The organism is Larkinella knui (assembly GCF_003858645.1).
GTDB lineage: Bacteria > Bacteroidota > Bacteroidia > Cytophagales > Spirosomataceae > Larkinella > Larkinella knui.
The window spans coordinates 55,224-70,231 of the sequence record NZ_RQJP01000007.1 but is presented as its reverse complement, the minus strand read 5'-3'; the positions used below and the strand labels follow the sequence as shown (position 1 = coordinate 70,231).

The window sequence follows — 15,008 nt, the reverse complement described above, 5'->3', positions numbered from 1 at the left end:
GATAAAAATCTGTATTAATCTGTTCAATCGCAACGGCGACCCGGCCGCGTTCCCATCAAATTTTTTACTCCCAGTTCGGGTTCTGGGTCAAATTCGTATTCAAAAGCCGTTCCTGCTTCGGAATCGGATACAGATAATCACGGGCTTCGTTGAACTTCTTGGTAATGTGGCCGTTGACGACAATATTACCGCCTTTGCTGCCATTTTCGAGCAGGATTTCGCTGCCCAGTTTCAGCAATTGCGCCCCCGGAACCGTCGGTTTCGTGCCTTCGTAAATTACCAGATCGACTTTCCCGTTTTTATCCAGATCGTAATTGCCCGGACCCGGCAAATACATGCCTTTGAAGGTTTTGGTCAGCAACTGGCCTTCTTTCCAGCGAATGAGATCATCCCAGCGGAAGTAGTTCTCCATCACCAGTTCGACGCGCCGTTCCCGACGGATTTCCAGAATAACGCCGGTATTGGGTCCGCTCAACTGCGTGTATTGCTGCGCCTGATACGGATCGGGCTGGGCGTTGGCCGTCGCCAGGTTGATGGTGGGCATACCAACCCGGTCGCGGATCGGTTTGATGGAAGCGTCAAGGTCGGCCTGCGTCAAGGTGCCGCGCTCGGCTTTGGCTTCGGCAAAATTCAGCAGCACTTCGGCATACCGGAAAATGGGCATGTCGGTAATATCCTTGCTGAACGTATCCCATTTTGGGGCCGACACGAACTTGATCAGTTGGTAGCCGGTGACGGTGGCGCCGAATTCCGGCACCAGCGGAGTGGTTTCGCCAATACGGGTATAGCCCGGCGTGCGGATGGTCTGCGACAAACGGGGATCGCGGTTTTGAACCTCCTCATAAAACTGCATCGTTTCGTAGCCTTTGATATCCGTAAACCGCGTTCCGTCGGCCATTAAGTAGCTGTTAACCAGCTTCTTTTCCAGACCCGGTTTGCCGTACGAAGCCGTCATCGTGTAATAGTTCAGGTTGTGATACACCTGCAATTCGTCGCTGAAATCGCGGGCCAGAATCACCTCGTCGGGAATCGCGTTGTCCGACGAAAACAGTTTCATATACGCCGTCGAAGGCGTGGCTTTATAAATCGTATAACCGCTGTTTTTCATCAAATCCTCCGAAGCCGAAATGCACTCATCCAGAAACTTATCGGCGTTGGGCAGGCTGAATTCTTTGTGGTATTTCCGGAAAGTTCCTTCATACAAAGCGGTGCGGGATTTCAGGGCCAGCGCCGTCCATTTGGTAACGGTATTGACCTGACGGGAAGCGTCGAGGTTGGCAATGGCGTAGTTGAGATCGGCCATTACGGAGTCCATCACCATCGCCCGGGGGTCGCGCGCCTTCGTCAGCATGTCCTGATCCGTCACTTCGATGGTGTGCGAATACCAGGGCACATCGCCAAACCGTTTGACCATTCCGACGTAAAAATACGCCCGGAAAAAACGAGCCAGGCCGTTGTATTTCGCTACGGCTTTTTTATCCGGACATTTGCCCGAATTGGCCAGGAAATAATTGATGTTCCGCAAACTCCCCCAGCTCCAGCCCCCTCCGCTGGTCGGTACGACGCGGGTTCCCTGCAACTCGTCGCGCAGGCTGTTTTTCACCACATTGTCCACATCCTCGTTGTAGACGTCTTCGGCCGAAGGGAGCGCGTTGTAAAATGAATTTGTATACAGCAACAGGTCATTTTCGGTATTGAAAAAGGTTTCCGGAGAAATGGCATCCTCGGGCAACAGGTCCAGATCGCAGGCCGTCAAGCCGAAAGCGATGGCCAGGAAACTTATGATTTTTTTCATCTCAATTTCGGATTAGAATCGATTTTAGAACGTGACGTTTAGGCCGGCAGAAATCGTTTTGGACATGGGATACGTGCGTCCGTTGGTGCCATCGCCGTCCAGTTGCTCCGGATCGATATACTTGGTTCTCAGGGGCGTATAGGTCAGTAGGTTTTCGCCACTCACGTAAATGCGGGCTCTCGGAATGCGGATTTTTTTGGTGAATTTTTCCGGGAACGTGTACCCGATCACCACGTTTTTCAACCGCAGATACCCCGCATTCTGAATGTAACGGTCGTTGGGCGACCGCAGGTCTCCGCCATCGTTCAGGGCGGTATAGCCGCGCAAAACCGGGAAATACGCATCGGTATTGGTTGGCGTCCAGACATCATCCTCAAAATTTTCCGGAATGAACGAGTAATACGGCCGGGAATACGGTCCCCAGAATTTATCCGCGTTGTTGCCCGGATACCAGTTTCTGCGAAGAATACCCTGCGTCAGCATCGAGAAATCAAGACCGTTCCAGGAAGCGCCGAGGTTGATCCCGTAGCGGTAACGCGCCCGGTCGTTTCCAACCACTTTCAAATCGCCGTGATCCGACAGCGTGTTGGCACCCTGATCGATTTTTCCGTTGCCGTCCAGATCAACAAATTTCAGATCACCCGCCTGCAATTTACTCCAGTCGCCGGGCGCGCTCAGCCGTTGCTTGTTGACCAGCGTCTGATCGACTTTGTAGGCCTGAGCTTCTTCGTTAGTCTGGAAGTAGCCGTCAATCGAATACCCCCAGATGTCGCCAATAACCTGGCCCACGAAGCGGCTCGACAGAATTTTGTTCGGATTGTCGTATTTGGTAATGACTGATTTTGAATCGGAAAGAATGAACGAAGCATTGTACGAGAAAGGCTTACCGGCCACTTTTACCTGATCGCGCCAGGCGATGGCCAACTCAAACCCTTTGGTTTGCAGATCCCCGGCATTCTGCGTCGGAACACCCGCGCCGTAAACCGCCGGAAGCACCTGGCCCGGCACCAGCATGTCCGTGGTGTTGCGGATGTAGGCGTCAAAAGAAAAATTCAGGCGGTTTTTCAACAAATCCGCATCCACGCCCAGGTTCGACGTGGTGGCTTTTTCCCAGGTCAGGTTCGGCGAAATCGGGTTCGGACTATTCACATACGAAAGCTTCTGGCCATTGGCGATCCAGGCCGACTGGGCCGTCGGCATAATGGGCACATAGGGGTAATAACTGGCCGAGTTGGTGTTGTACGGCACCTGGTTGTTGTTGGGTGACTGGTTCCCCAACGTTCCGTACGACGCCCTGATTTTCAGGCTGTTTACTACATTGCGAATCGGCTCAAAGAACTTTTCTTCACTGATCCGCCAGCCCGCCGATACCGATGGAAAGAAACCATAGCGGCTGCCTTCCCCAAACCGCGACGTTCCGTCATACCGCCCGTTGACTTCCAGCAGGTATTTACCGGCATAGTCGTAATTCATGCGGAAGAACGCGCCGAACAAGGCATACTGGAAGGAATCACCGCCCGACAACTGCTCGCCGGTTCCGAGGTTTAGGTCGTTGAGGTTTTCTGAAAGCAGGTTTTTCCGGGCACCAAACAACCGCCGGTGCTTTCTGGATTCGTAGTTCAGCCCCGCCGTCGCGGCAAAATAATGCTTTCCGAAGGTGTGATTGTAAGACGAATAGACGTTCGTGGCATTCAACGGGTCGAACCACATGGTTTGCCGGTATTGATCCGTGTTGTAATTCGGAACGGTGGTCAGAATACCGGGCTGAATCGAGTACTGCGCCACGGCGGACCGGTACCAGTCGTCGGCGATGTAAAACGAATAGGTGTGATTCGCAACCAGATTCCAGGTTTTGGTAAAATCGATGGTGATCGAGTTGATCGTGGTCAGTTCATGAACCTTTTTTTCACCGCCCGCAACGCCTTTCAGCAGGTTCGCAAAGAGCCCGTCGCCAATGGAATAGTTGTTTTTCAACGTGTTATACGTCGCCGTACCGTCCGGATTGCGGGGTGCATACGCCGGTAAAGCGTGTACCGTAACGGCCACAAAGTTCGCGTTGGCACCGCCTTCCAGACCCGGATATTTGTATTTGGAATCGAAATACTGCGTGTTATTGCTCACTTTGAGCCAGGGCGTCAGCTGGGCGTTGATTTTGCTGCGAAGGGTGTAGGAGGTGAATTTATCGGTATTGATTTTCATGATTCCCTCCTTCTCATACATCGACCCCGACAGGTAATAATTGATCTTGTCGGTTCCGCCGGACAGATTCAGGTTGTGCTGCCGGGAAGGCTGCGTCATGTTGAAGAGCGTATTCCACCAGTCATAATTCCCGTAATAATTGTAAATATCCTTGCCGTTGACGTTTTTGACGACCGTCCAGGGCCGGGCCGGGTTTTCGGTTTTATCGTAGCGACGCGCTTCCAGCTCCTTGTAATCTTCTTCCGAATACCGGGTGTAGCTGTTTCCCGTAGCCCGCGTAAACGCTTCGTCATTCATCCTGACGTACTCGTAGCCGTTGGTCAGGAAGTCGGTGCTGACGGTGGGTTTCGACCAGCCGAAGTTGTTGCTGTAGGCGATACTGGTTTTTCCGTTCTTGGCGGTTTTGGTTGTCACCAGAATGACCCCAAAAGCACCCCGGGCGCCATAAATGGCCGAAGCCGCGGCATCTTTCAAAACCGATACCGACTCGACATCATTCGGATTGATGCGGTTGATATCGCCGGGAACGCCATCGACCAGCACCAGCGGACCGCCCCCGTTGATGGAAGTTTCTCCGCGAACGTTCAGGTTTCCGCCCTGCCCCGGCTGCCCGGTGTTGAAGGTAATGTTCAGGTTCGGAACCATGCCCTGAAGAATCTGCGACATGTTGTTTAACGGCCGGTTTTCCAGGTCCTTCGCCTGTACCTGCGATACCGCCCCGGTCAGGTTCACTTTTTTCTGGGTTCCGTAGCCCACCACCACAAACTCTTCCAGGGTTTTATTATCGACCTCCAGCGTAACGTTGACAACCGACCGGTTTCCAACCGTAACTTCCTGAGAGACATACCCAACGAAGCTAAAAACCAGAACCGACGCAGCACCGGGCACCGACAGCTCGAAGTTTCCCTTTCCGTCCGTGGTGGCTCCGCGGGTCGTCCCTTTCAGAACCACACTCACCCCGGCGAGCGCGCCCTGGCCATCGGACGACGTTACCGTTCCTTTCAGCCGCAGTTCCTGACGGGCGATGTATTCCTGAACTTTTTCTTCCAGGGCGGGCAGGGCGGTTTCCAGTTTACCGGTTTTTTCCCGGGCCAGCACAATCTGTTCGTTGATGACCTTGTAGGTAATGCCTCTCGGCACGAGCAACTGGTCCAGAACGCGGGAGAGTTTTTGATTTTTTACATCGATCGATACCGGTTCTTTCAGAGAAACCCGGCTGCTGTAAACAAACTTCGTATTGGCTTTTTCCTGAATCCGGTCCAGTGCTTCCTTGAGCGTAACGTTGTTCAGCTGAAGCGTCATATCCTTACTCAGGATCGACTGTGCCGAAATTTCCTTTGCGTAGCCGATGCCCGCCAGTAAAACGGCAAGTATCCATTGAAGTAAACCGATACGCATAATTTTTCGCCAGTCAACCGACTGGTTTAGGATTGAATTTTGCATAATTTTGATTGTCTGATGGTTAGCCCTGTTGGATAAATCATCCCCTGTTTCGGTGGTACGAAACAGAAAAGGGATGGCAAGTTTGAGCCGGGGGTGGTGGTACACTCCCGGTTTTTTGGTTTATGGAGGATTCGGGTAGTGGTGTTTCATAAAAAAGGGTTAAGGTTCAATTGGTTGTGATTTTCGGGTTTAGGCGCAATCGGGCAACGGTCCCGTCAGCAGCGTGGCCACTATTCGCAGGGCAGGCCATCCATGACAATGACTTTCCCGGACATCGTATACGTCGCATCCAGCGCCGTGCAAAGCATTTCCATGATTAACGGCAACGGTTGTTTTTCAAAGTCGGCATTGAAAAGGCAGGAGCCAATTTTAGGATTAGCCAGCTTAATCTGAACATTAAACCGTTTTTCCAGCCGCTTAACTACCTGATTGATCGGCGTATTTGAAAACACGATTGTCACGGGCTCGTAAATCTCTTTTTTGATCTGACTTGGAATAGTCGAAGAAACAAGCCGTTTGGACTCGGTTTCGAATACCGCCTGCTGCTGGGGTTTCAGAACCACGAGCTGTTCCTTTTGCTGCCGGTCTGGCGCCCGTACTTCAACCCGTCCGGTTACGACCGAAATCCGGAAAACCGTCCGGGCAACCGGGGCGTTTACGTTGAAACTGGTTCCGAGCACCTTAATCCGCATTTCCCCGCTTTGAATCGAGAAGGGGCGGGTTTGATCTTTTTTAATGTCAAAAAAACCTTCTCCTGAAAAACTCACCAGCCGTTTGTCCCGGTCGAATTCTTTCGGGTATTTAATCGATGCTTCCGAGTGCATCCAGACCGAACTGCCGTCGGGAAGCTGATGCCTGACCGGATGCGGTTTATGGTTTACAAAATGAACACGACTATCCAGGACTTTTTTCTCAACGTTGGCCGTAACGGATGCCGGCCGGGTTGCGGAATACCGGTAAACGCTGTACAGCCCGACCACCAGAAGCAGGGATGCGGCCAACCCGGCCAGCCAGGCCAAAGGAAAGGTCTTAACCAGCGGTTTTTCGTCGGGTTCGAGCTGGCTTTGAATCATCAGGAAGGTTTCATCCTGTAAATGCTGCTGCTCCGGTTCCGGCAAAGAATCCAGGTAATCCGGTTTTCCGTCAAGCGATGCATACCAGGCCTCAACCCGTTCCTTTTCCTGCTCGGTACACTGATTCCGGAGGTATTTTTCCAGTAATTGAGGAGGTATATTCGATGGCGGCATAGCTTGGGAACGGGTTACCATTCCTAAGTCGCACGCCGGGATGACAACCCTTAGTCGGTTTGAAAAAAAATTGTTAGAAAAGCGAAATCAGCAGAAAAACGTACGCAAAATGCTCTTTGAGGTAATCCTTCAGAATCCGTAAAGCCTTGGTAATGTGCTGCTCCACTGTCTTTTCCGAAATGTCCAGTTGCCGGGCAATTTCCCGGTTGGAGTGCCCTTTCCGGCTCAGCAGAAAGACGTCTTTGCATTTGGGGGATAGGCGGTGAAGGCCTTTTTCGTAGCGGTTCTGAAGATCGGACGTCAGGAGTTGCTGGTCCGTCAGGTCAATGGAATCCTCGGTTTGGATTTCCCACTGGTTGTAGTGAAACCGGCGGGTATATTCTTTGCGGTAATGCGAAATGATGAGGTTTTTGGTGCTGGAGAATAAATAGGAACGGCCACACTGAACCGCATTCCGGTGACGCTGCTGCCAGATGGTAACGAATAATTCCTGTACAATTTCCTGGGCGGCAAACCGGTCATTTACCTTGCTGAACGTATAATTAAATAAAAGCCGGAAATACCGGTTATAAAGTTCGGCAAACGCCAGTTCGTCGTTGTTTTCGCCGATCGACTTCAGGATGTCTTCGTCAGAACAGGTGCTATACGTTGCGTTCATACCCTGAATTTCCTCAATCCGTTTACGTAATTTGAAATGCGCTTTACAAAATTCGGTCTATTTTTAGTTTAATCGCACGTTTATTTATTAAGGAATCGCACACTTTTTTTTTGCATGATAACAATAAATTAACTCAAATTCCAGAATTGCTCCCGATCCCGGTGAAAGCCGTCTATGCGTCTATTAAGCTACTTTATACGCGAATCAGGTCGCTTTTCCAAAATCTCCCGGCCCATCGCAATGAAACTGATTCAGAAATTGTTACTATTCTATGGCGCAAACCCCTAATTTTGCAGAACTTTATTGAAACATTCGATTTAATAGACATTTAGATGATTAACCTCATAACCAAGAGCATTACGAAACTCTTCGGTACCAAGTCGGATCGGGACATGCGCGACCTGCTCCCGTATGTCGACAAGGTAAATGCCGAGTTTCAGAAATTACAGTCTTTATCCAACGATGAACTCCGGAACGTAACCACTGAGCTGAAGCAAATCATCGCTCAGCGGTTGCAGCCTATCGATACCCAGCTCGCCGATCTTCACCAGCAGGTTACGGACCAGCCCGACATGGACGTCGATGTGAAACAACGCATCTTCAACCAGGTCGATAAGCTCGAAGCCGACCGGAACAAGGAACTGGAAGTGGTTTTGCTCGATATTCTGCCGCAGGCGTTTGCCGTTGTGAAAGAAACGGCCAAGCGTTTCAAGGAAAACGAACAACTGGAAGTAACGGCCTCCGAGTTCGACCGCGAGTTTGCAACCCGTAAAAAGCACATCACCATTCAGGGCGACAAAGCCTATTGGGCCAACAGCTGGGATGCGGCCGGTACGCTCGTGAAGTGGGACATGGTTCACTACGACGTCCAGATCATCGGGGGTACGGTTTTGCACCAGGGAAAGATTTCGGAAATGGCCACGGGCGAAGGAAAAACGCTCGTCGCAACGTTCCCGGCTTACCTGAATGCCCTGGCCGGACGCGGGGTTCACATCGTTACGGTCAATGATTACCTGGCCAAACGTGACTCCGAGTGGATGGCGCCCCTGTTCGAGTTCCACGGTATGCGCGTCGATTGCATCGATAAGCACCAGCCCAACTCGTTTTCGCGGAAACAGGCGTATCTGGCTGATATTACGTACGGTACAAACAACGAATTTGGTTTCGATTACCTGCGCGACAACATGGCGCGGGGCATCGACGAACTGGTGCAGCGCAAGCACCATTATGCGATGGTCGATGAGGTCGATTCGGTGTTGATCGATGACGCCCGGACGCCCTTGATCATCTCCGGCCCCGTACCGCGTGGCGATGAACAGGAATTCGCCGAACTGAAACCGCGCGTCGCCCGCGTCGCCGAAGTGCAGCGCAAACTGGTTCAGGATTTTCTGAACGATGCCAAAAAGAAAATTGCCGCCGGTGACGAAAAAGAAGGCGGTTTATCGCTCTTCCGCGCTCATCGCGGTCTTCCCAAATACAAACCGCTGATCAAGTACCTCAGCGAAACCGGTATTAAGGCGGTTTTGCAAAAAACCGAGTCGATTTATCTGGCCGAAAACCAGAAATTGATGCCCGAAGCCGATAAGCCGCTGTATTTCACGATCGACGAGCGACACAACAGCATCGATCTGACGGAAAAAGGCATCGACTACATTACCGGTTCCGGCGAAGACCCGAACTTCTTCATTCTGCCGGATTTGTCGATCGATCTAAACCGGATTGATAAAAGTACGGAACTGGACGAAAAGGAGAAGATTCTCCAGAAAGAGTCGCTGATTCGTGATTATTCCGTAAAAACCCAGCGGATCAATACCGTCAACCAATTGCTGAAAGCCTACAGCCTCTTTGAAATCAACGTCGATTACGTCATCATGGATGGCAAAATTAAGATTGTCGATGAGCAGACGGGCCGGATCATGGAAGGCCGGCGGTGGTCGGACGGACTGCACCAGGCCGTTGAAGCCAAGGAAGGGGTGAAAGTGGAAGACGCCACGCAGACCTACGCAACGGTAACGCTGCAAAACTACTTCCGGATGTATCACAAGCTGGCCGGGATGACCGGTACGGCCGAAACCGAAGCATCGGAATTCTGGACGATCTATAAACTCGACGTGGTGGTCATTCCGACCAACCGGAACATTGTCCGGAAAGATGAGGAAGACAAAGTATACCGCTCCGTTCGGGAAAAATACAACGCCGTGGTCGATGAGATCGTCAGTCTCGTTGAGAAAGGCCGTCCGGTGCTGGTCGGTACAACCTCCGTTGAAAACTCGGAATTACTGAGCCGGATGCTGTCGCTGCGCAAAATTGCGCACCAGGTTCTGAACGCCAAGCAACACCAGCGGGAGGCCGAAATCGTGGCCGAAGCCGGGAAACCGGGAACGGTAACGATTGCGACCAACATGGCCGGTCGGGGTACGGACATCAAGCTGACGCCGGAATCACGCGCTGCGGGCGGTCTGGCCATTGTCGGGACCGAACGGCACGAATCCCGGCGCGTCGACCGCCAGTTGCGCGGCCGGTCGGGTCGGCAGGGGGATCCCGGTACGACGCAGTTCTTCGTGTCGCTGGAAGACAGCCTGATGCGGCTTTTCGGTTCCGACCGGATTGCCAAAGTGATGGACCGCATGGGTCTGGAAGAAGGCGAAGTGATTCAGCACTCGATGATTACGAAGTCCATCGAACGGGCCCAGAAGAAAGTCGAAGAAAACAACTTTGGCATTCGGAAGCGGTTGCTGGAATACGACGATGTGATGAACTACCAACGGGAAGCCATCTACAAACGTCGCCGGAACGCGCTGTTTGGCGACCGTCTGGCGCTCGACATCGCCAACACGATGTACGACGTTTGCGAAGAACTGGCCAACAATACCGAAGGCAATTACGACGAACTGGCGCTGCAGACCCTCACTTCCCTGGGATTCGAGATCAGCCTGAGCCAGGAGGAGTTCAGCCGGCTGAAACCGAAGGCGCTGGCGCAGAAGCTCTACGAAGAAGCCGACAAGCATTACCACGACAAAAACAACGCCATTCGTCAGAAATCACTGCCGGTTCTGCAATCCATTCTGGCCGAGCGGGGCGCCACCATTCAGGATATTGTGGTTCCGTTCTCCGATGGCATGCGTGAACTGACGGTGGTCAACAACCTCCGCCGGACCGTTGAAACGGAAGGTCGCGAGTTGATTACGGAAATGGAAAAAGCGGTTTCGCTGTCGATCATCGACCAGGAGTGGAAAGAACACCTGCGCGAAATGGATGACTTGAAGCAGTCGGTGCAAAATGCGGTTTTCGAGCAGAAAGACCCGTTGCTGGTCTACAAATTTGAGTCGGTCGAGTTGTTCAAGCGGTTTTTGAGCAAAGTCAATTTCGATACGATCAGTTTCCTGACCAAAACCGATATTCCGGGCCAGGAAGCCGAAGAGGTGCAGCAGGAAGTTCGGCAGGCCCCGGCCCAGCGCCGTCCGGAGCCGCAACCCGAATTGCACACCAACAAAGAAGATCACGAGGAACCCGTCGCTGGTGGACCGCAGGAATATGCCCGTAAGATGGCCGGGGCACGAGAGCCGACAGCGGAAAAACAGGCCCCGGTTCGGGCGGTGAAAATTGCCAACCGGAATGAGAAAGTCAGTGTTCAATACATGGATGGCACCATCAAGCGGGATGTCAAATACAAAGTGGTCGAAAACGACGTGCAAAGTGGCCGGGCGGTTTTGATTGAGTAAAAGCTTACGGTTTACGGTTTTGAGTTTACGCCGGGCCGTCGCTACGGTGGCTGACGCACGCTTATGAATGCGTCAGCCACCGTAAACCATAAACCGAAAACCGTAAAAACATGCTAGCCCAGCCAAAACCACACTATACGCCGGAAACGTACCTGGAACTTGAGCGCAAAGCCGCGTATAAGAGCGAGTATTTCAAAGGTGAAATATTCGCGATGGCTGGCGCGTCCCGCAATCACAACCGGATCAAGGAAAACTTATCGATTGAAATTGGCTCCTATTTAAAAGGAAAACGTTGTCAGAGTTTTTCGTCCGACATGCGGCTTCACATTCCTTCGAACAGCCTGTATACCTATCCCGATCTGGTGGTTGTCTGCGGAGAACCGGAGTTGCTCGATTCCACATTTGATACCCTGCTGAATCCGACGGTTATCATTGAAGTTCTGTCCGAGAGTACCAAAGATTATGATCGGGGTGGAAAATTCATGCTGTACCGCAACATCCCTGCTTTTCAGGAATACATCCTGATCGACTCCGAACAGATTCGGCTGGAAGCCTGGTATAAGCCGGAAAACGGCTTCTGGACATTGCGGAAAGAAACCGACCGCATTGAGGATACTTTAATGATTCAGACGCTTGATTTTACCCTTCCACTGCGTACGATTTACGACCAGACCGTTGGCCTGCTGAATTAAAACAACCTCCAGCGCCCTATTTTTGGTTGTAAATTCGTGTAGTTACAAGTATTTTTTTAAATTTTTTACATAACCAATAAAGAAAGAAAGATTTTGTAGTATTGTTCCAATTTTCAATACTACGCTTTCCCGGAAATACTTAATTTTCGGTGTGGAATCGCTAAAGTTGGTTCCCTTCTTTTATTTCGTATGATGTATATTCATGCAGTTAGCCATTACCTTCCCAGCGAAGTAATTGGAAATGAACACTTTACCAGGCTCAACGGATTATCGAGCGAGTGGATTACCGAACGGACCGGCATTCGGGAGCGTCGCAAAGCGGCACCCGACGAAAATACAAACACCATGGCGCTGGAAGCCGTCCGGCGTCTGTTTGATCAAACGACGATTGACCCCTCTCAGATAGATCTCATTGTTGGTGCCACCTACACGCCCTACGACACCATCGTGACCCTGGCGCACGTTGTTCAGCACAATCTGGGCGTTCCCGATATTCCGGTTATTTCGATCTCCACGGCCTGTTCCTCCCTCATCAATGCTATTGAAGTTGTGGAAGGCTATTTTGCAATGAATAAAGCCACGCTGGCGGTTGTGGTCGTTTCCGAGCACAATACAGCGTATAACAACGAGACCGATACCGTATCGGGGCATTTGTGGGGCGACGGCGCATCAGCTTTGCTGATCTCCAGGGAGCGGATCAGTGAGGATGACATGACGATCCACACGATCATAACGGGCGGGGCTGCCACCAGCGGAAAAGCCACGACGGGTGTGATGCTCAAACCGCTGGAGCAGGGCGTTAGCATGCCCCACGGTCGCGATGTGTTCATCAATGCCTGCCTGTATATGCCTAAAGTGAGTTTGCAGGTTCTGGAGAAGCACAACCTGACGATCGACGATGTGGATTACCTGATTCCGCACCAGGCCAATCTGCGCATCAGTCTGAATGTAATCAACACCCTGAAACTGCCTGAATCGAAGCTCCTTTCGAACATTCAGAAGCTGGGAAATACCGGTTGTGCGGGCTGCGCCATCGCCTTATCCGAAAACCGGGGTATTTTTCAGAAGGGCCAGAATATTGTTCTGACCGTATTCGGCGGAGGATATTCCTTTGGCGCTATGCTGGTCGAAGTATAAAAAAGAAGAACGGTTACCGGTAAAAGCGCCCGGATTGTGCCACGCTTTTCCGGTAACCGTTCCGTTTTTAATTGGCCGACGACGTCGACGGGGCCGATCCGTTTTTCCAGGTGTTGTTTTTCGGATTGATATCCGGCAATTGCTCATCCGGATCGATGGTGACCGACCGGATCGGCGCGGTGGTCGGCTGTTTGAAGCTCCAGGTTCCGCCCCGCTGCCACACCTCCACCGGCAGGTTGACGCGCGTTTTTTTGCCGCCCACTTCCTCCACTTCAATGATCACGGGCATCGCCCACTTTTCCAGATTCTCGATCGTAATCACCGACCCTTTCTGCGGGTCCTGCTCAACGTACCGGACGTCTTTCACCGCCTGGTCCAGTTTCCAGGTTTCGTAGAAATAGCCCCGCCAGAACCAGCCTAAATCTTCCCCGGCCGCGTCTTCGATGGTCCGAAAAAAGTCGTAGGGCGTTGGGTGTTTAAAAGCCCAGCGCTGGACGTAGGTTTTAAAGGCATAATCGAAACGCTTCGGTCCCAGCACCACATCGCGCAGCAGTTGCAGCCCTTTTCCCGGTTTATAATACCCCATAATGCCCAGATGCAGCGGTTGCAGGACGTCGGGCGTGGTCATAATGGGCTCATCGATGTTGAACAGCGCGGGCGCGATGTCGTGCATCGTTCCTTTCGGCCGGTTGTATTCCCCCTTGTTAAAATTTGCCGTTGAAAGCTGGTTGATAAAGGTGTTGAATCCTTCGTCCATCCAGGCAAATTTCCGTTCGTTCGTTCCCACAATCATTGGAAACCAGTTGTGCCCAAATTCATGATCGGTAACGCCCCAGAGTGACTCTTTGCGGTCGCGCCGGTCGCAGAAAACAATACCGGGATACTCCATTCCACCCACAATACCGGCGACGTTGGTAGCCACCGGATACGAATATTCAAACAGGTAATTCGAATAAAATTCAATGCAGCCTTTGACGTATTCCGTCGAACGGTTCCAGGAATCATCCGTGGCGCTTTCGGCCGGGTACGCCGACATGGCCAACGCCTTTTTGCCGCTTGGCAGGTTGATCCGGGCCGCATCCCACACGAACGCTTTTGACGTGGCCCAAGCCACATCCCGGGCGTTCTGGCAGCGGAACCGCCAGGTCAACCGGCCCGACTGTTTGGGGCGGCTTTGCGGCTCATTGACCTCGTCTTTAGACCGGAGCACTACGGTTTTATCACTATTCCGGGCCTGCGCCAGCCGCCGTTGCTGCTCGGCGGTCAGCACTTCCGTCGAGTTCAGTAATTCTCCGGAACCAACCACAATGTGGTTCCACGGCACATCGATGGCGTATTCGTAATCGCCGTATTCGAGGTAGAACTCACCGGCACCGAGGTAAGGCAAGACGTTCCAGCCTTCGATATCGTCGTAAACGCACATCCGCGGATACCACTGTGCCATTTCGTAAATCAGGCCGTTGCGGGTTGGCTGGGTGCCCATGCGGTCGGAGCCGTAGGCCGGAATTTTAAAGGAATACTCAATTTTAATTTTTACCACATCGCCACCGGCTTTCAGCGGTTCGGCCAGCCGCACCTGCATCCGCGTGTCGGTAATCAGGTAATCGACGGCTTTGTTTTTCCCCTGATCAATCGTGACGGATTGAATGACATACCCGCCGGAAAAACCGGAATTGCCGTAGCGACCACCGCGCACGGGCGTGGTTTTGGCGGCTCTCGATGTGTCAGAAAAGGCGTTCTGATCCAGTTGCAACCACAGAAACGGCAGGGCTTCGGGGCTGTTATTTTTGTACGTAATCTCGACCTCTCCGCTCACGACATTTTTCTCGTCGTCCAGCCGAACGTTGATTTTATAATCGGCCCGGTTTTGCCAGTAACGGGGTCCGGGAGCCCCGCTACCCGCCCGGTAATCGTTGCCGGGCTGCATATTGAAAAGCGGATGAAAGAGCTCGTGGGGATCGTATTTTGTGGACGTCCCGGTCTGCGCCCGGACCTCGGTGATTGCGCACAGGATGGCAATAAAAAAGACCAGTTTATTCATGAAGTTGCAATGAAATTGGCTACAGTTCAAGTCTGTAACCCGGTTTTGAGGTAAACTTCTATTCTGATAACGGG

General features: G+C 52.1%; 8 protein-coding genes. 3 read left to right on the top strand and 5 right to left on the bottom strand.

Going from position 1 to position 15,008, the window contains the following annotated elements; genetic code table 11:
* Window positions 1-64: 64 nt before the first annotated feature.
* The 4 genes from EHT87_RS28840 to EHT87_RS28825 all read right to left on the bottom strand — a co-directional run bounded on the left by EHT87_RS28840 (window position 65) and on the right by EHT87_RS28825 (window position 7,342).
* Window positions 65-1,795 (bottom strand): RagB/SusD family nutrient uptake outer membrane protein, encoded by a 1,731-nt coding sequence (locus EHT87_RS28840; RefSeq protein ID WP_124910262.1) that lies wholly within the window; start codon window positions 1,793-1,795, stop codon window positions 65-67.
* Window positions 1,796-1,819: 24 nt separating this feature from the next.
* Window positions 1,820-5,437 (bottom strand): TonB-dependent receptor, encoded by a 3,618-nt coding sequence (locus tag EHT87_RS28835; RefSeq protein WP_124910261.1) that lies wholly within the window; start codon window positions 5,435-5,437, stop codon window positions 1,820-1,822.
* Window positions 5,438-5,667: 230 nt separating this feature from the next.
* Complete coding sequence (locus tag EHT87_RS28830) at window positions 5,668-6,684, bottom strand: FecR family protein (RefSeq protein WP_124910260.1); 1,017 nt, start codon at window positions 6,682-6,684, stop codon at window positions 5,668-5,670.
* A 73-nt stretch (window positions 6,685-6,757) separates the two neighbouring features.
* The gene (locus tag EHT87_RS28825; protein WP_124910259.1) at window positions 6,758-7,342 is read right to left on the bottom strand and encodes an RNA polymerase sigma-70 factor; all 585 of its coding nucleotides are present in this window, start codon (window positions 7,340-7,342) and stop codon (window positions 6,758-6,760) included.
* Window positions 7,343-7,674: 332 nt separating this feature from the next.
* Here EHT87_RS28825 and secA point away from each other — a divergent pair, with 332 nt between their 5' ends.
* From secA to EHT87_RS28810, 3 genes are all read left to right on the top strand, one after another.
* Complete coding sequence (gene secA, locus EHT87_RS28820; protein WP_124910258.1) at window positions 7,675-11,064, top strand: preprotein translocase subunit SecA; 3,390 nt, start codon at window positions 7,675-7,677, stop codon at window positions 11,062-11,064.
* Between the two features lie 110 nt (window positions 11,065-11,174).
* Entirely contained in the window at window positions 11,175-11,756 is a 582-nt protein-coding gene (locus tag EHT87_RS28815; RefSeq protein ID WP_124910257.1) for a Uma2 family endonuclease, read from the top strand.
* 192 nt (window positions 11,757-11,948) lie between these two features.
* Window positions 11,949-12,893, top strand: a complete 945-nt coding sequence (locus tag EHT87_RS28810; protein ID WP_124910543.1) for a 3-oxoacyl-ACP synthase III family protein — start codon at window positions 11,949-11,951, stop codon at window positions 12,891-12,893.
* A 67-nt stretch (window positions 12,894-12,960) separates the two neighbouring features.
* Here the strand turns inward: EHT87_RS28810 and EHT87_RS28805 are convergent, their stop codons facing one another.
* Entirely contained in the window at window positions 12,961-14,934 is a 1,974-nt protein-coding gene (locus EHT87_RS28805) for a M1 family metallopeptidase (RefSeq protein WP_124910256.1), read from the bottom strand.
* Window positions 14,935-15,008 lie beyond the last annotated feature (74 nt).